Annotated in this window: 19 protein-coding genes; 11 read left to right on the top strand and 8 right to left on the bottom strand. The window is 72.3% G+C overall.

Annotated features, from left to right (window positions below; translation table 11 throughout):
• Window positions 1-6: 6 nt before the first annotated feature.
• On the bottom strand, window positions 7-2712 hold the full coding sequence (locus ACWEIJ_RS14435) for an ATP-binding protein (protein WP_449837617.1): 2706 nt from the start codon (window positions 2710-2712) through the stop codon (window positions 7-9).
• A gap of 20 nt (window positions 2713-2732) precedes the next feature.
• Between ACWEIJ_RS14435 and ACWEIJ_RS14430 the strand changes: the two genes are divergently transcribed.
• From ACWEIJ_RS14430 to ACWEIJ_RS14390, 9 genes are all read left to right on the top strand, one after another.
• A complete protein-coding gene (locus tag ACWEIJ_RS14430) occupies window positions 2733-3017 on the top strand; it encodes a hypothetical protein (protein ID WP_449837616.1) in 285 nt (94 codons plus the stop codon).
• 54 nt (window positions 3018-3071) lie between these two features.
• Complete coding sequence (locus ACWEIJ_RS14425; RefSeq protein WP_449837615.1) at window positions 3072-3392, top strand: hypothetical protein; 321 nt, start codon at window positions 3072-3074, stop codon at window positions 3390-3392.
• Window positions 3389-3898, top strand: coding sequence for a YceI family protein (locus tag ACWEIJ_RS14420; RefSeq protein ID WP_449837614.1), 510 nt, complete (start codon window positions 3389-3391; stop codon window positions 3896-3898). The genes ACWEIJ_RS14425 and ACWEIJ_RS14420 overlap by 4 nt, the downstream gene beginning before the upstream one ends.
• Window positions 3899-3907: 9 nt before the next feature.
• Window positions 3908-4708: an IclR family transcriptional regulator domain-containing protein gene (locus ACWEIJ_RS14415; RefSeq protein WP_449837613.1), complete on the top strand. Its 801-nt coding sequence runs from the start codon at window positions 3908-3910 to the stop codon at window positions 4706-4708.
• Window positions 4709-4832: 124 nt separating this feature from the next.
• On the top strand, window positions 4833-6212 hold the full coding sequence (locus ACWEIJ_RS14410) for an amidohydrolase family protein (protein ID WP_449837612.1): 1380 nt from the start codon (window positions 4833-4835) through the stop codon (window positions 6210-6212).
• Window positions 6212-7345, top strand: coding sequence for a CaiB/BaiF CoA transferase family protein (locus tag ACWEIJ_RS14405; protein WP_449837611.1), 1134 nt, complete (start codon window positions 6212-6214; stop codon window positions 7343-7345). Before ACWEIJ_RS14410 ends, ACWEIJ_RS14405 begins: the two co-directional genes overlap by 1 nt.
• A complete protein-coding gene (locus ACWEIJ_RS14400) occupies window positions 7338-8114 on the top strand; it encodes a citryl-CoA lyase (protein WP_449837610.1) in 777 nt (258 codons plus the stop codon). Before ACWEIJ_RS14405 ends, ACWEIJ_RS14400 begins: the two co-directional genes overlap by 8 nt.
• 3 nt (window positions 8115-8117) lie before the next feature.
• Window positions 8118-8987, top strand: a complete 870-nt coding sequence (locus ACWEIJ_RS14395) for a dioxygenase family protein (RefSeq protein ID WP_449837609.1) — start codon at window positions 8118-8120, stop codon at window positions 8985-8987.
• Complete coding sequence (locus ACWEIJ_RS14390) at window positions 8972-9901, top strand: quinone oxidoreductase family protein (protein ID WP_449837608.1); 930 nt, start codon at window positions 8972-8974, stop codon at window positions 9899-9901. Before ACWEIJ_RS14395 ends, ACWEIJ_RS14390 begins: the two co-directional genes overlap by 16 nt.
• A gap of 2 nt (window positions 9902-9903) precedes the next feature.
• On the opposite strand, the gene ACWEIJ_RS14385 is transcribed toward ACWEIJ_RS14390, so the two are convergent.
• Genes ACWEIJ_RS14385 through ACWEIJ_RS14370 form a run of 4 tightly spaced genes read right to left on the bottom strand, consistent with a single transcriptional unit; the run spans window position 9904 to window position 13234 of the window.
• Window positions 9904-10416, bottom strand: coding sequence for a hypothetical protein (locus ACWEIJ_RS14385; protein ID WP_449837607.1), 513 nt, complete (start codon window positions 10414-10416; stop codon window positions 9904-9906).
• Window positions 10409-11500, bottom strand: a complete 1092-nt coding sequence (locus tag ACWEIJ_RS14380) for a hypothetical protein (RefSeq protein WP_449837606.1) — start codon at window positions 11498-11500, stop codon at window positions 10409-10411. Before ACWEIJ_RS14380 ends, ACWEIJ_RS14385 begins: the two co-directional genes overlap by 8 nt.
• Before the next feature lie 13 nt (window positions 11501-11513).
• Window positions 11514-11903, bottom strand: a complete 390-nt coding sequence (locus ACWEIJ_RS14375; protein WP_449837605.1) for a FixH family protein — start codon at window positions 11901-11903, stop codon at window positions 11514-11516.
• A complete protein-coding gene (locus ACWEIJ_RS14370; protein WP_449837604.1) occupies window positions 11900-13234 on the bottom strand; it encodes a hypothetical protein in 1335 nt (444 codons plus the stop codon). Before ACWEIJ_RS14370 ends, ACWEIJ_RS14375 begins: the two co-directional genes overlap by 4 nt.
• Before the next feature lie 135 nt (window positions 13235-13369).
• Between ACWEIJ_RS14370 and ACWEIJ_RS14365 the strand changes: the two genes are divergently transcribed.
• The gene (locus ACWEIJ_RS14365) at window positions 13370-14506 is read left to right on the top strand and encodes a sensor histidine kinase (protein WP_449837603.1); all 1137 of its coding nucleotides are present in this window, start codon (window positions 13370-13372) and stop codon (window positions 14504-14506) included.
• Window positions 14503-15168, top strand: coding sequence for a response regulator (locus tag ACWEIJ_RS14360; RefSeq protein WP_449837602.1), 666 nt, complete (start codon window positions 14503-14505; stop codon window positions 15166-15168). The genes ACWEIJ_RS14365 and ACWEIJ_RS14360 overlap by 4 nt, the downstream gene beginning before the upstream one ends.
• Here ACWEIJ_RS14360 and ACWEIJ_RS14355 read toward each other — a convergent pair.
• From ACWEIJ_RS14355 to ACWEIJ_RS14345, 3 genes are read right to left on the bottom strand one after another with little or no spacing between them, the layout of a single operon-like run.
• Window positions 15134-16729: a phospholipid carrier-dependent glycosyltransferase gene (locus tag ACWEIJ_RS14355; RefSeq protein WP_449837601.1), complete on the bottom strand. Its 1596-nt coding sequence runs from the start codon at window positions 16727-16729 to the stop codon at window positions 15134-15136. The genes ACWEIJ_RS14360 and ACWEIJ_RS14355 overlap by 35 nt on opposite strands.
• Before the next feature lie 28 nt (window positions 16730-16757).
• Window positions 16758-17903 (bottom strand): PrsW family intramembrane metalloprotease, encoded by a 1146-nt coding sequence (locus ACWEIJ_RS14350; RefSeq protein WP_449837600.1) that lies wholly within the window; start codon window positions 17901-17903, stop codon window positions 16758-16760.
• Entirely contained in the window at window positions 17900-18493 is a 594-nt protein-coding gene (locus tag ACWEIJ_RS14345) for a hypothetical protein (RefSeq protein ID WP_449837599.1), read from the bottom strand. Before ACWEIJ_RS14345 ends, ACWEIJ_RS14350 begins: the two co-directional genes overlap by 4 nt.
• Window positions 18494-18562 lie beyond the last annotated feature (69 nt).

Below are 18562 nucleotides of genomic sequence, written 5' to 3'. Positions count from 1 at the left end.
CGGCGGTCACGGTTTGTCGCGCAACGACCAGGCCGCGATCTCGGTCCTGGTGCGCAGCCCCAGCTTGGCCAGCACGCTGCGCACGTGCGTCTCGACGGTCCGCTCGGACAGCACGAGCCGGGTCGCGATCTGCCGGTTGGTCAGCGCCCGCGCGATCAGCTCGACCACCTCGGACTCCCGCGGCGACAACGGGTTCGCGGCCTGCTCGGCCGTGCCGATGCGGCGCAGCAGGCGGTCGGCGGCGGCCAGGCGCACGGGAAGGCCGAGCGCGCGGAACTCGGCGGCCGCCTGCGCGGCCAGGGTCCGCGCCTCGGCGAGGTCGCCCAGTTCCACGAGCGCCTGGGCCAGGCCGAGCCGGCTCAGCGCGAGGAACGGGCGGGCGCCGATGCGCGCGTTCATCTCGGCGGCGAGGCGGTAGTGCTCGACGGCGACCTCGATCCGGCCGCACGTCATGGCGAGGTCGCCGAGCAACTGCGGTGAGGCGCCGCTGCAGAACACCGTGCCGGAGCCGTCCGCGGAGAAGCCGGGCTCCACTGTGGACAGTGTGCGGTGCACGAGGTCCGCGGTCCCGGTGTCGTCGAGCATGACCGCGACCAGGCCGATCATGCTGACCAGAGGCGCCCACAGCGGCCCGACCTCCATGGTGGCGGGCATCGTGCGGAACTCCTCGAACGTGGCGCGCGCCTGCTCCAGGTCGCCGCGCAGCGCGTGCAGGAGCGGGGCGAAGACGCGGACCAGCGGCACCTCGGGGGCTGCTTTCAGGGCCGCCAAGGCCTCGTCGGCGGACTCGGCGTCGATCGTGCCGTGGAGGTAGGCCATCCAGTTCTGGAAGGCGTAGTACATGCCCTTCGCCGCGGTGGGGCCGATGCGTTCCGCGAGAGCGCGGGCGGTCTCGTTGTGTTCCGCCGCAACGGCGAACTGGCCGACCAGCGCCGCACGGGTCGCGCTGAGGCGGTGCAGGTGCCACCACGCGATGGGGTGCCGGCGAGCCGCGGCGAACTGTTCGATCAGGGCCAGCTCGTGGTCGACGGTGACGAGGTCGCCCGCCTGGAACGCCGCGTCCACCAGCCAGACGTGCCCCCACAAGGCGGCGTGGGGCTGGCGTGCGGTCGCGGCCAGCTCCACCGCGCGACGGGCCAGCTCCACGCGTTCGGCGCGGAACTGCGGAGCGCACAACGCCAGGTGCCGGGCGTGGATGCCGTCCAGTTCGGCGTCCGGGTCGCCACTGCGGGACGCGAGCTCCAGCGCCGTGGCGGAGAGCGTTCTGGCCAGCTCGCCGGACCCCGTCGTGGTGGCGGCCATCGCGCGGCGGGCCAGCAGCCTGGCGCGCAGGACGTCCGACGGCTGCTGCCGAAGCGCCTGCACGCAAAGGTGGTCGGCCGCCGTGAGCAGCTCCGGGTCGCCGAGCCCGGTGATCACCAGGGCGGCCTCGGCCATCAGGTCGGGCTCGCCCGCGTCCTGGGCCAGCCGGGCGGCGGTCCGGCAGTGGTCGAGGCTGCTGCCGACCTCGCCGGACAGGAACTCGGCCCTGGCCAGGTCGAGCGTCAGCACGGCGCGTTCACGGGCAGATGTCCGTTGGGCGGACGACAACGCCAGCGCGGCGAAGCGGCGAGCGTCGTCGTAGGCCAGGTCGGCGGTGGCGGCGCGCGCGGCCTCGGTGGCCCAGCGGGTGCACTCGTCCGGCACGTCCGCGCGGTGCCAGTGCGTGGCGATGCGCCCAGGAGGGCCTTCTCGGGAGGCGAGGGCCTCCGCGCACCGCCGGTGCAGGTCCAGCCGTGCCGACGGAGGCAGGTCCTGGTAGATCGCGTCGCGGACCAGGGCGTGGGTGAAGGCCGTGGAGCTGGGTTCCAGCACCCGTGCGGCGACCGCCTCGTCGAGCGGCGGCCCGAGCTCGCAGACGCCGGTGATGTCCGCGAGCAGTGCCGGCTCGATCGGCTCACCCAGCACGCTCGCCGCCGCCAGCACCTCGCGGGCACGCGGGCTCAGGCCGTCGAGACCCGACAGGACGAGCCGGTGCAGCTCCGGGTGGACGGTGATCTCACCGTCGGCTTCGATGCGGTCGAGCAGCATCCGGACGTAGAGCGGGTTGCCGCCGGTGTCGCTGGTCAGCCGCGCGGCCAGGGCGTCGGCGTCGGCGACGGTGGTGACGCGGCGGACCCAGCCCGCCAGGTCCGCGCGGGTCAGCCCGCCGAGCCGCAGCACGTGCGCCGCCGGTGCGCGCAACAGCTCGGGCGGCGGTTCGGCGCGGTAGGTGGCGATGACGACGAGCCGGGCCGTGCCGAGCTCGCCCGCCAGGTGGGTGAGCAGGCGCAACGACGTCCGGTCCGCCCAGTGCACGTCCTCCAGGACGACCAGCAGGCCGTTCTCGCCCGCTTCGGCGATCAGGGCGTCGGTGGCGTCGGCGACCATCGCGAACCGCGACGTCGCGTCGGCCGGGTCGAAGTGCGAACCGGCCAGCACCCGCTCCAGCCGTGGCAGGTCCCGGGCCAGCCGGCGCCACGGCCACAACGGCGGCATGCCGGGGTCGTCGACCGCCTGGCCGCGCACCGCCGGGATGCCGTACTCGGCGGCCATCGCCATCGCGGCGCTCGCCAGCCGTGTCTTGCCGATGCCGGCGTCGCCGCCGATGAGCACCAGCCGGCCCGTCGCCGCCACCAGGGCCGCGCGCAGTTCGGCCAGTTCGCGGTCGCGGCCGAGGATCGGGACCTCCACCTGAGCAGTATCGCCGCCCGGTGCCCGTTCAGTACGGCAGGCAGCGAGGCCCGGTGGCTGCCCGGTGCCGCTGCACGACGCCGGACCAGTGCCGCGCGCGGGACGGCCACATCGCGATCACCACGGAAGCTGCCCGGCGCCGCTGCACGACGCCGGACCAGTGCCGCGCGCGGGACGGCCACACCGCGATCACCGCGGAAGCTGCCCGCCGCCCGGCACCCCCGCTGCCCGGCCACCTCGCGATCACCACCGAAGCCGACGGCCGCCCGGTGCCCGTTCAGTACCGCACTGCGTACTGGCACTGATCCGCCTTCCGCCCGCCCGGCCAAGACTCATCTCACGACACAGGGAGGCAGACCATGTACGCACAGCTCACCTACTTCGACCGCCCCCGCAGCCCCGAGCAGCTGGCCGCGGAGGACTTCGCCGTCGAGCACCGGATCAAGCCGGCGGCGGAGTCGGTTCCGGGCAACATCAGGACGTACTCGCTGCGGCGGGACGACGGCTCGGCGGTCGTCGTGTCGATCGCCGAGACCGAGCAGGCGCTGCTCGACACCCAGAAGGCGATCATGAGCTCGAAGTTGCTGCCCGGTGAGGACCCGGCGTTGCTGACCGGCGCCGACCGGGTCGAGATCTGCTCCGTGCACGAGGTCTTCGAGCACGGCGAGGTGCGGTCGTGACCGCCGTCGGCGTGTTGGCCGCCGGGGTGTGGCAGGCCGATCTCACGCGGTCCACCGCGTCGTTCGTGGTCGGCAACCTGGGGCGCAAGGCGCGCGGGACCGTGCCCGTCACGGGCGGGACCGTGGAGATCGGGGCCGACGGGACGCTGCTCGCGGTGCACGGGACGCTGGACCTGGGCGCGATCGACACCGGGATCGCCAAGCGGGACCTGGACCTGCGCAAACCCGGTCTGCTCGACCTGGACCGGCATCCCACGATGACCTTCACCGCCACGTCGGCGTCGCCGGTCGCGGGCGGGTGGGCGGTCACCGGGACGCTTGCCGCTCGCGGCACTTCGGTGGAGCTCGGCGGAACCGTTCAGCTGTCCACCGTGGAGGGCGAGCCGGTGCTGACGGCGACCGCGCGGCTCGACCGCCGGAAGCTGGGCATTCGGGCGCCGCGGTTCATGATCGGCGCGTATGTCGACATCACCGTCACGGCCGTGATTCGGACAGGTGTCCGCTAATCTGAGGTCATGCCCCGTCCCGACACCGGCCCCGACTTCATCGAGGCGCTCGCCCGCGGGCTGGACGTGATCCGCGCGTTCCAGCCCCGGCGGCCGGTGATGGCGCTGAGCGAGGTCGCGGCGGCCACCGGGCTGGCGCGGCCCACCGCTCGGCGGATCCTGCTCACGCTGGTGGAGCTGGGGTACGCGCGGCAGGACGAGAGCGGGTTCGCGCTCACGCCGCGCGTGCTCGAACTGGGGGTCGCCTACGTGCGGTCGACCGGGTTGTGGGAGGTGGCGCGGCCGCACATGGAACGGCTGGGCGCACGCACCAACGAGTCGGTGTCGATCGCCCAGCTCGACGGGTCGGACATCGTCTACGTGGCACGGGTCGCGGTGCCCAAGATCGTCACGCTGTCCGTGCAGATCGGCACGAAGTTCCCGGCGCTGCCGACCTCGCTCGGGAAGGTCCAGCTCGCCGCGCTGCCCGCCGACGAGCTGGAGGTCGTGCTCGCGCAGCCGACGCGCTCGGGGCTCACGCCGCGGTGGCAGCCGGACCGGGCCGAGCGCGACGCCGAGCTGAGGGACGTGCGGGCCCGCGGGTGGGCGTTGACCGACCAGCAGCTGGCGCCGGGGATCCGGTCGATCGCGGCACCGCTGCGGGACGGCAACGGCGCGGTGATCGCGGGCATCAACGTCAACTGCCACGCGTCGGAGACGTCGATCGAGCGCATGGTCGAGCACCACCTGCCGCTGTTGCTGCAGACCGCCGGGGACATCAGCGCCGACTTCGCCCGGCTCGGCACGGTGCCCCACGTCGTCGTCGCCTGAGCGGGGTTGACGCGCGACCGGCGAAGGTTGACGATTCAACGGACACTTGTCCGCATGCCGGTCGAGGAGGTCCCCAATGGCGGGTGAACGTCCTGTTGTCCTGAGAAACGGCACCGTTCTGACGATGGACGGCGCCAAGAAGATCCTCACCGATCACGACGTCCTCGTCGTGGACGACCGGATCGCCGCGATCGGACCGGCGCTGGCCGTGCCGGCGGGCACCGAGGAGATCGACGCGTCGCGCGGCATCGTCATGCCGGGCATGATCGACACGCACCGGCACATGTGGCAGACGGCCATGCGCGGGTACGGCGCCGACTGGACGCTCGCGCAGTACTTCGTCTGGTACTACCTGGAGTGGGGCAAGGTCTTCCGGCCGGAGGACGTCCACGCGGGCAACCTCCTCGCCGCGGCCGAGGCGCTCGACGCGGGGGTCACCACGACGGTCGACTGGTCGCACGGCCTGCAGACGACCGACCACGCCCACGCCGCGATCGACGCGTTGCGCGCGGTACCCGGCCGGTTCGTGCTGGCCTACGGCAACATCCAGGACTCCCCCGCGTCCTGGACGGCGAAGCCCGAGTTCCTCGACTTCGTGCGCCGCAACTTCACCGGCGACGACATGCTCGGCTTCCAGCTCGCGTTCGACGTCACCGGCGACCCGGCGTTCCCGGAGAAGCCCGCGTTCGAGGTCGCCCGTGAGCTCGGCGTCGCCGTCACGACGCACGCCGGCGTGTGGGGCGCGACGAACGACGACGGCATCAAGCTCATGTACGACAACGGATTCATGACACCCCAGTCGATCTACGTGCACGCCGCGACGCTGTCCGCCGACTCCTACCACCGCATCGCCGCGACCGGTGGCTCGATCTCCGTGTCGACCGAGAGCGAGCAGAGCGCGGGCCAGGGCTACCCGCCCACCTGGGCGATCCGCGCACACGGCATCCCGGTGTCGCTGTCGATGGACACCTCGGTGTGGTGGAGCGGTGACCTGTTCTCCGCCATGCGCACCACACTGGGCGCCGACCGTGCCCGCGAACACATGGCCGCACACGCCCGCAACGACACCGTCACGCACTCGTCGTTGCGCGCCGAGCACGTCGTCGAGTGGGCGACCCTGGGCGGTGCGAAAGCCTTGGGACGGGACGACCTCGGCAGCATCGAGGTCGGCAAGAAGGCCGACCTCGTCCTGCTGCGCAACGAGAACTCGCCCGCGATGTTCCCGATCCTCAACCCGTACGGGCACGTGGCGTTCCAGGCCCAGCGGTCCGATGTGGACACGGTGATCGTCGACGGCCGCATCGTCAAGCGCGACCACCGGCTCGTCGGCGTCGACCTGCAACGGATCCGCGGCAAGGTCGAGCAGACCGTCGAGCACCTGCGCGCGCAGCTCGGCGACGAGGCGTGGGAGAAGGGCATGAACCCGGACATCCCGACCGCGAAGGTGCTGGACAACCCCTACACCTACACCGACTACCGCAGCGACACCAGGACGTCCGTCTGATGGGTCCGCTGGGAGGCCTGCTCGTCGCCGACTTCTCCCGCGTGCTGGCGGGCCCGTACGCGACCATGCTGCTGGCCGACATGGGTGCGTCGGTCGTCAAGGTCGAAGGGCCGCAAGGAGACGAGACGCGCACGTGGATGCCGCCCGTGCGCGAGGACGTCTCGACCTACTACCTCGGCGTCAACCGCGGCAAGCGATCCATCGCGCTGGACCTGCGTGACGAGACCGATGTCCGGCTGGCCCGCGAGCTCGCCCGGCGCGCGGACGTGCTGATCGAGAACTTCAAACCGGGCGGCCTGGCCAAGTACGGCCTCGACCACAAGTCCGTCGCCGACGCGAACCCGCGGGTGATCTACGCGTCGATCACCGGGTTCGGGTCGGGTCTCGGCTCGCACGTGCCCGGCTACGACCTGATGGTGCAGGCGATCTCCGGCCTGATGAGCCTCACCGGCGATCCGGACGGCCCGCCGTACCGCGCGGGCATCTCCGTGTTCGACGTCATGGCGGGCAACCACGCGGTGATCGGCATCCTCGCGGCGCTGCGGCACCGCGACGCCACCGGCGAGGGCCAGCTCGTCGAGGTGAACCTGCTGTCGTCGGCGCTGACGGGCCTGGTGAACCACAGCTCGGCGTTCGTCGCGGGCGGCGTCGTCCCGTTCCGGATGGGCAACGCGCACCCGAGCGTGTTCCCCTACGAGCCGCTGCCCACCGCCGACAACGACCTGATCGTCGCGGCCGCGAACGACGGCCAGTTCCGCCGCCTGTGCGAGGTGCTCGAACTGCCGGACGTCCCGGACGACCCGCGGTTCGCGCGCAACGCCGACCGCACCCGCAACCGCGAGGAGCTGCGGCCGGTCCTGGTCTCCCGGCTGCGCACCCGCGGCGCCGTCGAGTGGTTCGACCTGCTCGTCGCGGCCGGGGTGCCGTGCGGGCCGATCAACACCATCGACGGCGGGTTCGCGATGGCCGAGCGGTTCGGGCTCGACCCCGTCGTGGTGGTCGGGGACGTGCCCACGACCCGGCATCCCATCCGGTTCTCGCGGACTCCCGCGGTGTACGAGCTGCCGCCGCCGGGGCTGGACGAGCACGGCGACGAGTTGCGCGCGTGGCTGAAGGGAGATGCCAGTGGCTGAGGCGCACTACGAGACCGCACTCGGCGCGTCCACCGCCGACACCATCACCCTGCTGGGCAAGGACCTCGCCCGCGACGTCATGGGCACCGTCGGGTTCGGCGAGCTCGCGTTCTGGCTCGCCTCCCAGCGCCGCCCGAGCCCGGGCGAGACCCGGCTGTTCGAGGCCGTCCTGGCCGCACTGGCCGACCACGGCTTCACCCCGACCGCGATCGTCAGCCGCCTCACCTACCTGTCCGCGCCGGACTCGGTGCAGGGCGCGCTCGCGGCGGGCCTGCTCGGCGGCGGCTCGCGGTTCCTCGGCGTCACCGAGGACTGCGGCCGGTTCCTCAACGGCGTGGTGAGCCAAGCCGGAAAACCCGTGGACGACTGGGACGCACTCGCGCTGGAAACCCTGCGACAGCAAGGTAAAGCCCGCATCCCCGGCCTCGGCCACCACGTGCACAAGAACGGCGACCCGCGCACGCCCCGTCTGTTCCAGATCGCGGAGGAGGAGAACCTCGTCGGGCCGCACCTGTCGTTGTTCGCCGCGATCGGGCGCGTGCACCCGCGGGTGCTCGGCAAGACCTTGCCGCTCAACGGTGCCGGGACGTGCGGCGCGGTGCTGGCGGACCTCGGCCTGCCGCTGGAACTGCTGCGCGGCTTCGCGCTGCTCGCCCGCACCGCCGGGTTGATCGGCCAGCTCGCCGAGGAGCTGCGTCATCCCGTCGCCAACCAGATCTTCCTGTCCGTGGACTCGAACACGCGGTCCGTCGCGCCGCTGGAGGAATGAGCAATGCAGCTCGTCACCGAGGAGAACATCACCGAGCTGGCGCGGCAGCGCTGGGCCACCGCCAAGGACCCGCGCACCGCCGAGCTCCTCACCGCACTGGTCCGGCACCTGCACGCCTTCGCCCGCGAGGTCCGGCTCACCGAGGCCGAGTGGATGGCCGCGATCCGGTGGCTCACCGCGACCGGGCAGATCAGCGACGCCAAGCGCGAGGAGTTCATCCTCGCCTCGGACGTGCTCGGGCTGAGCATGCTGGTCGTGCAGATGAACCACCGCTTCGACCCGGACGCGACGCCGGCCACGGTGCTCGGCCCGTTCCACATCGACGGCTCGCCTGTGCTGGACTTCGGCGGCGACATGTCCGACGGCGTCCCCGGAACCCCGCTCTACATCACGGGGGCCGTGCGCTCGCTCGACGGCACCCCGCTGCCCGCCGACCTCGACGTGTGGCAGGCCGACGCCGACGGCGCGTACGAGGCCCAGCTCCCCGAGGTCGACGAGGCCCGGCTGCGCGCCAAGTACCACGCCTCGCTGGAAGACGGCTCCTACTGCGTGCGCACGATCGCGCCCAAGGGCTACTCGATCCCGATGGACGGGCCGGTCGGCGCTCTGATCGGCCAGACCGAGATCAGCCACTTCCGCCCGGCGCACGTCCACTTCCTGGTCACCGCCGTCGGCCACGAGCCGCTGATCACGCACCTGTTCCAGGAGGGCGCCGAGTACCTCGACAGCGATGTCGTGTTCGGCACCAAGCAGGAGCTGGTGGTCGCCTTCGAACCGCGCGAGCCCGGTCCCACGCCGGACGGTGGCACCTCCGACGTGCCATGGCTGGAAGCTCGCTACGACTTCGTGTTGCAGCCGTGCGTGCCGGAGTGATCCCGGAGCCCGGCCGGCCACCTGAGGCGGCCGACCTGGACGATCCCGTCGCAACGGCGGACCACGTCGTGGTCGACGTCCTGGCCGCTCCCATCACGCCGCTGGACCTGTTGTGCGCCAGCGGAACCTCGTACCTCGGCGCGCCCGCCACGCCCTATGTGCCCGGCGTGCAGGGGATCGGGACGATCGGCGGCCGGGCGGTGTGGTTTCCCACCTCCGCCGGAATGGCCGCGGGCGACGGCAGCATGGCGGAGAAGGCGTTGGTGCGGCAGGAAGATCTGGTGTTCCTGCCGGACGACGTCGCACCGGTCGCCATGGCCGCGCTCGGGCTGTCCGCCGTCGCCGCGCACATGGCGCTGACGTGGCGCGGCGAGCTCAAGCCGGGCGAGTGCGTCATCGTGCTCGGTTGCGGCGCGGTCGGACAGGCCGCGATCCAGCTCGCCCGCATCGCCGGTGCCGGACGCGTGGTCGTGGCCGCACGGTCCGCGGCGGCCCGCGAACGGGCCGAGCGCGCGGGCGCCGACACGGTGATCGCACTGGACACCGACGACCTCGCGGCGCAGTTCCCCGCCGCGGACCTCCTGCTCGACCCGCTGTTCGGGCCACCGGCCGCGGCCGCCGCCCAGGCCCTGCGTCCCGGCGGGCGGTGGGTGAACCTGGGCGGCTCCGCGGGCGAGACGTGCCCGATCACGTCCTCCACCCTGCGGAGCCGATCACTGCGGCTGTCCGGCTACACCAACAACGAGCTCAGCCCCCAGCAACGTGCCGAGGCCATCTCGGCCGTCGCGCACCTGGCCGCGCAGGGCCGGCTCGGCGTGGACCACGAGGTGGTGCCGCTGGACGAGGTCACCGCTGCCTGGCAACGTCAGTCCGCCGGCACCACCCGCGGCCGGGTCGTGCTCGTCCCGGCCTGAGCTCAGGCGGTCCGGGTCCGCCGCCACGCGATCACGATGAACGCGATCAGGCCGAACAGCGGGATCGTGCTGATGGCCCACGACAACCCCATCGGCGGGCCGGGCTGCCGCATCACCTGGAGGTCCTTCAGCTCACCGGTGGCGGGACCGGCCGGGCCGTCGAGGTCGAACTTGAACGTCCACGTCCCCTGCTGGGGCAGCGCCCGCACGTCCAGCCCCCAGACCTCGCGCTTGCGCGGATGGCGCGCCAACGGTTCGTCCTCGACCGGCTTCTGGCCGTAGAGCATCGTCAGGGTGCCCTTCTTGTCCGCGACGCCGCCCTCGGGCGCGAACGTGAAGTCCAGCGACTGCATGGCTTTCAGCGGCCACGTGCTGAAGCCGACGGTCAGCTCGTACGGTCCCGCCTGCACCTTCTCGGTGTGGACGACGTTCACCGGCTCGAAGGCGAGCGCCGGCGCGGCGAGGCCGAGCAGGAGGGCGGCCGTGCCGAGCAGTCCCAGCAACGTCTTACGCATGGCGGTTTTCCTTTGCTGGTGCGAGGAGGCGCAGCATGTGCCCGAAGCGGCGGCCGAGCAGTGCGGCGAGGGCGCCGAACGCCGCGGCGACGACGATGGTGGCGAGGTAGCGGCTGGTGACGTGGAAGGGCACGCCGTAGGTGACGAGGCGCTGCAACGGCGCGCAGGCCGCGATGAGCGCGCCGCCGGCCGCGCCCGGGACCCAGATGGGCAGCCGGTGCAGCAGTTCCACCGCCACCGCGACGACGACCAGGCACATCGGGATCATGTTCGGCATGCCGGGGATGCCGTCGGTGTAGTCGCGCAGCGGCAGGCCGGTGGCGTCCGCGTAGACCTCGGCGGCCCACGGCGAGAACCACCAGAACACCGCCTGCAGCACCGCGACCGTCACGCCGACGGCCAGCGCGCCGCCGCGCCGGTCCAGCGCGTGGGCGGCCATCACCAGGATCATCACCGAGAAGAACGCCGTGCCCACGGACACCGGGTTGACCAGCGTGCCGGGCACCGCGCGCAGGCCGAGCGACGTCACCATGCTGAACACGAGCAGCGCCGCAGCGCCCACGACCGCGCCGTACGTTCCCCAGCGCTGCTCGCGGGCGACCGCGAAGATCATGACCGTGCCGACCATGGTGATCGAGATGGACAGCAGCAGGCCGATGTGCGGTGGCGAGTCGATCACGGCGTCGAAGCCGTACAGGCCGTGCCACCACTGGTCCCACAGGCCGTACAGGAGGAACAGGGCCGCGCCGGTGCCGGAGATCAGGTAGCCGACGGGCGCGGCGAACGTGCGGCCGAAGACGCCGACCGCGCGGCCGCCGACGATCGGGTCGACCTCCCGGGAGCGCTTGGTGTCCGCGGTCGTCAGCAGCACGACGACGAGGCTCGCGAGTCCGGAGATCGCGCTGCCCGCGTACAGGAACAGGTGCGGCAGCGTGAAGAACGTGTCCGGTCCGACGTCGGAGTGCCACTGGATGTCCCACGTCAGGCCGACGAGCGAGATCAGGGTGCCCCCGAGCACCAGGCCCGCCGGCACCGACCCCCTCGGGACGGTCCTCGACGACGGCGCCACCGCCGTGATGTCCATTGGTGATCCCCCTTCAGGTGAGCAGCAGCGGGATGACCACCCGCTCCGCGCTGAGTGACACGGTGATTTCCCATTGGCCCGCCATGAACAGGCCGACGTCGGCGACCCGGTAGTGACCGGGTTCGAGCGGCCCCGCGGTGATCGGGGCGATCGCGTGGCCCATCTGCGGCATGGCCGGTTCGACGACGACTTCGCCGCCCTGCGCGGGATTCCCCGCGCGATCGGTGATCCGCAGGTCGAACGAGTTCACGCCGCTCTTCGTGCTCGCGGGCGTCAGCGCGAACCGCAGCCGCGCGCTTTCGGCCAGGTGCGGCTGGGCCTCCACACCGCGAGGCCACAGCACGATCAACGCACCGGCGACGGCGACGACCACGGCCACGGCGAGCACCACGGAACGCTTCACTTCTCCGTGACCCCCTTCCCCGCGGGCACCTCGACCACCGTCGGCACCGTGACGACCGAGTAGTCCCGTTCGACCTGAATCCACACGAGGTACTTGCCCGGCAACGGGAACGAGTAGGTGAACGGCACGTCCGGCCCGTACGCGGCGACGCTCTCGTCCGGCCGGTCGGGCATGCCGGGCGTCGGCGGGATCATGGCGTGCACGTGCGCCCAGATCGGCGCGGTCACCGGGCTGCCGGAGACCGGGCCGACGACGATCATGTGCCCGAGCATGCCCAGCCACGGCTGCAGGTCCCGCCGGCCGAAGCCGGCGGTGATCGTGCTCGGCCGGCCCGCCTCCCGGATGTCCGTTGTCAGATCGGCTTTTCCGTCGTTCGGCGCGGCGGCGCCCCCGGACACGTCGATGCTCGAACGCAGCAGCTGCACTCCCCCGCCGCGCCGGGCGATCTCGGCGGCGATCGCGTGCGTGCCCCGTTCGGACGCCCGCAGCCGGGCGCGGTACTCGCCGGGAGCCGTGCGGATCGGGTGCAGGTGCTGAAGGTGCCCGGACGGTGACACGACCACGAGGTGCATGAACGCGCTGTCGTGCACCAGCAGGTCGTCCACGGGCCGGCCGGACGACCCGTCGGTCAGGCCGAGCACGAGGTCGTCGCCCCGCATGCTCGGCACCAGGTTCACCGGCGGCCGCGAGAAGTCCACTGTGGACGTTCGCTGATAGGAGTCACTGACGCTGTCGAACGTCGGGTCCAGCTGCGTGCCGGGAGCCGCGACCGGCGGGATGCTGGGCGACAGCAGCGCCGCCGTCATCGCGACGGCGACCCCGGCGACCATGCCGGCCGTGGGCACGAGCGCCAGACGGGGCCTGCCGAGCACCGCGCACAGCAGTGCCGCGAACAGGAACAGCCCCGCCGCGATGAACCCGCCGTAGGTGGCGTTCTCCCACGGTGACGACACGAGCGCCGGAACGACGAACGGGATCGTCGCCTCGCCGACCGCCAGCTCCCACGGCCCCGGCCGGTCCACCTGGACCACCCCCGGGTAGAAGCCGGGCGCGGCACCGAGCACGACCTTCGCCGTGCTCGTCGCGGCACCGGCCGCCCGCGCGGTCAGCGTGATCTCGCCCGGCGGTGTCCCGGCGTGCGTCACCACGTCGACGTGCACGGGACCGGGCACCTCCGCGACCCGCCGGATGATCACCGTGAGGTCGCGGTCGCCGAGGGTCTGGGCGACGTGGAGGTCCGCACCGGACTGGGCGCCGTCGGCCAGCGCCGGTGCCGCGATCCCGAGGACCGCGGCCAGCGTCAGCAGCAGCATCGCAACGCTTCGCTTCATCGTGGCCGAAGGTAGCGATCAAGGCCGGTCGGCCGCGTCACTGCGAGGTCGGAAACCTCCTCCCCCGCGCGGGGGACGTCCGACCCCTGCGAAGAAGGACGTTCTCAGGGTCGGGATGCGGCAGGATTTGCCGCGATGTACCCGATCAAGCTGTCACTGAAGCACCAGTCGCGGCTGGTCGCGGCCACCTGCATGGTCGCGGACGGCGGCTTCGTGCTGTTCTCCCGCTGCCCGCCGTGGCAGATCGCGGCCGTGCTCGTGCTGACGCTCGCGGTGGACGCGCTGCTGGCCGGTCCCCCGAGGTCGGCGGGCTGGGTCGCGGCGGTGCAGGCGGCCGTCCCGGTGCTCCTGCTGTTCACCGCGGGCGGCCGGATCTACGCCAACGAGGCGGGCCTGCTGATCGCCGGTTACCGCGCGGGCGCCTGGTTGCGCGGCGCACCGGCGTGGGCCTCGCTCGGCGTGCTCGCGGCCAGCGGCGCCACCTGCTCGCTGGTGATGGGCTCGGACCCGGTGCGGACGTCGCTCGTGGTCGCCAAGATCGCGTTGCTGCCGTGGCTCGTCGGCCGGTACACCACGGCCCGCCGGGCCTACCTGGCCGAGCTCGAGAAGCGGTCCGCCGTGGAGAAGGCGGACGCGGAGGCGGCGGTCACCAAGGCGATCAGCGAGGAGCGCAGCGCGATCGCCCGCGACCTGCACGACGTGATCGTGCACCACGTCAGCGCGATCGGTCTGCACGCGGGCGCCGCCAGGCTGAGCCTGCCGAACGGCGACCTGAAGCTGGCCACCTCGTTGCGGTCGGTGGAGACGTCCAGCCGCGCGGCCATGGTGGACCTGCGGCACCTGCTCGACCTGCTGCACGGCGACACGTCCGAGGGCGCCCGGCAACCCGGCCTCGACAACCTCGACGAGCTGTTCGACGGGGTGCGCGCGGCCGGCACACCGGCCCGGCTGGAGGTGCGCGGGAGGCCACGCGACGTGCCGGAGTCGTTGGACATCACGGTCTACCGGATCATCCAGGAGATGCTCACGAACGCCCTGCGGCACGGCGACGCGTCGGGCGTGACGGTGACGCTGGAGTACGCGCCGGACTCGCTCACGATCACCGCGGCCAACACGGCGGGCGCCGGTGACGGCCACTCCGGTTCGGTGCGCCGCGGCCTGGTCGGGATGCGCAACCGCGCGGGCATGTTCGCCGGCACCACGCGGTACGGGCTCGAACCGGACGGGCGGACCTGGCGGACCGTCGTCACCTTCCCGCTGGAGGCGTCATGACCCTGACGGTGCTGCTGGCCGACGACCACGCGATGCTGCGCTCGGGCCTGCGCGCGATCTTCGAGACGCAGTCCGACCTGCACTGCGTCGCCGAGGTCGCCGACGGCAGGGCGGCGGTGGCCGAGGTGGCCCGGCTGCGGCCGGACGTGGCCGTGCTGGACATCCGCATGCCGAAGCTGGACGGCCTCGGCGCGACCGAGATGATCCTCGCCGACCCGGCCAACCGCACCAAGGTCGTCCTGCTCACCACCTACGACAGCGACGAGTACGTCTACCGCGCGCTCAACGCCGGTGCCAGCGGGTTCCTGCTGAAGTCCCTGCCGCCGGAGGAACTGATCTCCGCGGTCCGGGTGGCGGCCCGCGGCGACGCGCTGATCGACCCGTCCGTCACGCAACGGCTGATCGCCCGGTTCGCGGTCAGCCTCGCCCCTCCGCCGACGCCGCCGGAGCTCGCCCTGCTCACCGCGCGGGAACGCGAGGTGCTGCAACTCGTCGCCCAGGCCCGCAGCAACGCCGAGATCGCCGCCCAGCTGCACGTCGGCGACGAGACCGTGAAGACGCACGTGTCGCGCGTGCTGGCCAAGCTGGGGTTGCGCGACCGGGTGCACGCCGTGGCGTACGCCCACGTCAACGGGCTCGTGCAGGGCGGCGGTAGATCGTGATCGAGTGGCCGACCTCGTCGATGCGCGTGCTGCTCGCGATCAGCGCCTTGAGCCGGTCGTCCGCCTTGGCGACGGCGGAGTCCGAGACGACGAGCAGTCCCCGCACCCGGTGCGGCGGCGCGACGCGGGGGTCGGCCGCGTTGATGCCGTAGTACGACGGCACGCCCGCTCCCTTGTAGACGAGCCAGATCCGCTCGCCCGGATAACGGTCCCGCAGCCGGTCGGCCAACCGGCCGAGGTCCTGGCCCCAGTCCACGTTGGAATCGTGCAACCGCAGATGAGTCTCCTCCGAGCCGCCGAACGCCTCGTTGGAGTACGGCAGGTAGTAGGGGAACGCGCGCAACGAACTGACGGCGACCAACGCGACGAGACCTGCCACCGCGAGATGGGCCCACCGTCGGCGCACGGCGACCACCGCACCGGCCGCGACCGCCAGGAACATCGGCACGAAGATCGCGTACCGCACCCCGAGGTCGCGGCTGCCGGTCATCGCCGCGGCGAGCAGCGCGGCCGCGGGAGCGAGCACGTAGGGCGCGGCCGGGCGGCGCGCCATCACCGCGGCACCGGCGCCCCACAGCGCCAGCGCGCCCAGCGGGGTCTTCACCAGCAGCGCGACCGGCAGGTAGTACCAGCGGGAACCCTCGTAGTGCGTGCCGAACAGGTACCCGCCCCACACCCGGTCCTCCAGGCCGAACTGCACGTGCATCCCGTCCCGGTAGGGCTCGGGGAACGGCAACCAGTCGGCGACAGCTCGCACACCGGACACGGGCGGCACGTCGGTGTCCCAGTGCAGGAACGGGTCCACGGCGAGGTAGGACATCCACACCACCGCGACCGCGACCAGCGCGACCACGGCAGCGGCCTTGAGCCGTGCGCGCTCGACCGACAGAGCGGCCAGCACGAGCAACACGGGAACCGCGGCCAGCGCGCTCATCTTCGTCGCCAGCGCGGCTCCCAGCGCGAGTCCCGCCAGGGGCAGGTGGATCGCCCGTTGCCGAGCCCGCCACAGCAACCAGGCCGAGGTCAGCAGGAACCCCGCCGCGGGAACGTCGAGCGTGGCCAACGAACCGTGCGCGATCACGTCCGGTGAGAGCGCGTACAGCGCGAGCGCGACCATCCCGCCGACAGGTCCGGACAGGTCTCTGGCGAACAGGAACACGACCAGCCCGAACAGCAGCGTCAGCACGATCATCGGCAGCCGGGCCAGCAACAACAGCTGCGCCGGGTCGTTGCCCGACTCGTACAGCACGTGCCGTCCGAGCTCGGTCTGGTCGCCGGTGAACGCGGGGTCGAGACGGACGTCCGCGAACGCCAGCCCGGTCGCCATGATCAGCTTGCCGAGCGGCGGGTGCTCAGGGTTGTAGCGCAGGCTGTGCTGCTGCGCCTGGACCACCGCCGCGCCGACGTAGACCGGTTCGTCGATCGTCGGCGTCTGCTGCACGGCCGCCGTGACCATCGCGATCGCCATCTGCACGAGCAGCACGACCACGACCGTCCACTGACCGTGCACAGTGGGCGCGACGGTCGTCCTCGGCAGCTCGCGAGCGGTGATCACACTCATGGAACGGGGGTGCCCTGTCGTTCGGTTGTCACGCTCCCCGCAGCCGGAGGAGTTCGGCCCTGGCGTAGGCGACGCGTTCGGTCTCGTGAGCACCGGCCAGTGCCAGTTCCCGCGCCAGGTCGCCGGCGGCCTCGACCAGGTGGCGCGCCCTGCGCCGGTTGCGCACGAGCCTGCGGAACGCCTTGCGGTCCCGGCGCAGCCCGCTGACGGCGCTGAGCAGCGCCGGGTCCACCACGCCCGTCTCGGCCTCCGGCGCGAGCAGTCCGCGGATCCAGATCCGTTCCTGCCGGGCGGCGTGCCGCAAGACGTAGAACAGCGTCCACAGCTCGACCGCCGCGATCACGAACGGCAGCACGACCGCCATCACCGCCCTGCCGCCGCCGATGGCGCCCATGTCGTCCCACGCGAAGTGGAAGAACATGGCGGCCAGCATCGTGAGCAGGCCGCGCGGCACGTTGCGCTCACCGGGCGTCCTGCTGAGCACCCACATGAGACCGGCGCAGAAAATGGCGCTGAACAGGGCGTGCGACACGATCCCGGTCGCGCCGCGGATCACGAAGATCTGCAGCGACGCGCCGATCTGGTCGACGCCGAACGTCTGCGCGGCGCCGTTGTAGACGTACAGCACGTCCTCGAAGACCTGGAACCCCAGGCCGATGAACGCGCCGATGATGAACCCGTCGTACGCGCCGCGCACCAGCCGCGGCGCCAGCCCGATCAGCAGCACCAGGCCGAGCGCCTTGCCGATCTCCTCGTTGACCGGCGCGGTCAGCCCGGCGCCCCAGTCGGCGGCGAAGTGGGTTCCGCCCGCCTTCGCCCAGATCTCCAGCAGCGCGGAGTTCGCCGGCAGCGCGATCCAGAACGTCGCGGCCACCCCGCCCCAGCAGAACGCCGCCGCGAGCAGCCCGCCGGGTTGCGCGGTGTAGCGGTTCTGCCGGCGCAGAAGTACGAGCCACGGCAGCAGGTAGAGGCCGAACAGCAGCACGCCGCCGGTCAGCGCGGGACGGTAGAAGGCGGCGCCGGGCCCGAAGTAGCGCAACATCGCGAGCGCCCCGCCGCCGACCCCGGCCGCGTACACCCAGAACGCGAGGTTCTGCGGCTGGAAGAACCGGAACGGCTGACCCCACCCGGACTGCTCGATCGCCACGAGCTGGGCGGTCTTCGCGGCGGTCATCGGCCCGCTCCCGGCGTGATGGAGCGCAGGAACGCCCCGACGGTGTCCTGGTAGCGCTCGAACTGGCCCGGCGCGGTCCGCACGCGCACCAGGAGCGCGGTGTCGGGCGACATCTTGAAGGCGGCCTGCAGCACGTCACCGCCGGGCGCACTGCTGCTCTGGGCGACCCCGGCCAGTCCGCCGTCCGTGGTCACGGTGCCGCGCGCGGCCGCCACCCCGGAACCGCCCTGCGACCGCAGCACCTGGTCGAGGAAGGCGTCCGCGCCGCCGGTGAACGCCGCGCCGCGCAGGGAGATCGTCGCGCCGCCCGTCGCGAGCTCGATCAGCAGGCTCTTCGGCGCCGCTCCCGTCAGCGTGCCGTTCTCGAGCTCCCAGCCCACCGGCGGCACCGCGGTCGCGCCGTCACCGAGATCGAGCACGTCTCCGGCTTTGATCTCGTTGTGCCACGGGATCGCCGCGTTGAGCGCGGGCAGGCCGTAGGCCAGCAACACCGCGATGGCGAACGCGATCAGGGCGGGCCGGAACGTCCGCCGGTCCAGGCCCAGGAAGCGGTGCTCGACCGCCACCCAGTGCGGTTGCTCGGTGGTCACACCGGTCACCTGACCACACTCGGCGGGCTCCGGCACCCCGAACCGGAGGCTATACAACTGAAACGTGTT

It is taken from the genome of Lentzea sp. NPDC004789 (assembly GCF_053601075.1).
Note: the sequence above shows the minus strand (reverse complement) of the source record. Positions and strands in the feature narration are given on the sequence as shown.

What these genes read in the sequence shown, in the direction of transcription:
- ACWEIJ_RS14425 (WP_449837615.1), top strand. Translation starts at nt 3,072, where the DNA reads ATGTACGCACAGCTCACCTACTTCGACCGCCCCCGCAGCCCCGAGCAG.
- ACWEIJ_RS14415 (WP_449837613.1), top strand. Translation starts at nt 3,908, where the DNA reads ATGCCCCGTCCCGACACCGGCCCCGACTTCATCGAGGCGCTCGCCCGC.
- ACWEIJ_RS14410 (WP_449837612.1), top strand. Translation starts at nt 4,833, where the DNA reads ATGGACGGCGCCAAGAAGATCCTCACCGATCACGACGTCCTCGTCGTG.
- ACWEIJ_RS14405 (WP_449837611.1), top strand. Translation starts at nt 6,212, where the DNA reads ATGGGTCCGCTGGGAGGCCTGCTCGTCGCCGACTTCTCCCGCGTGCTG.
- ACWEIJ_RS14395 (WP_449837609.1), top strand. Translation starts at nt 8,118, where the DNA reads ATGCAGCTCGTCACCGAGGAGAACATCACCGAGCTGGCGCGGCAGCGC.
- ACWEIJ_RS14385 (WP_449837607.1), bottom strand. Translation starts at nt 10,416, where the DNA reads ATGCGTAAGACGTTGCTGGGACTGCTCGGCACGGCCGCCCTCCTGCTC.
- ACWEIJ_RS14380 (WP_449837606.1), bottom strand. Translation starts at nt 11,500, where the DNA reads ATGGACATCACGGCGGTGGCGCCGTCGTCGAGGACCGTCCCGAGGGGG.
- ACWEIJ_RS14370 (WP_449837604.1), bottom strand. Translation starts at nt 13,234, where the DNA reads ATGAAGCGAAGCGTTGCGATGCTGCTGCTGACGCTGGCCGCGGTCCTC.
- ACWEIJ_RS14365 (WP_449837603.1), top strand. Translation starts at nt 13,370, where the DNA reads ATGTACCCGATCAAGCTGTCACTGAAGCACCAGTCGCGGCTGGTCGCG.
- ACWEIJ_RS14360 (WP_449837602.1), top strand. Translation starts at nt 14,503, where the DNA reads ATGACCCTGACGGTGCTGCTGGCCGACGACCACGCGATGCTGCGCTCG.
- ACWEIJ_RS14355 (WP_449837601.1), bottom strand. Translation starts at nt 16,729, where the DNA reads ATGAGTGTGATCACCGCTCGCGAGCTGCCGAGGACGACCGTCGCGCCC.
- ACWEIJ_RS14350 (WP_449837600.1), bottom strand. Translation starts at nt 17,903, where the DNA reads ATGACCGCCGCGAAGACCGCCCAGCTCGTGGCGATCGAGCAGTCCGGG.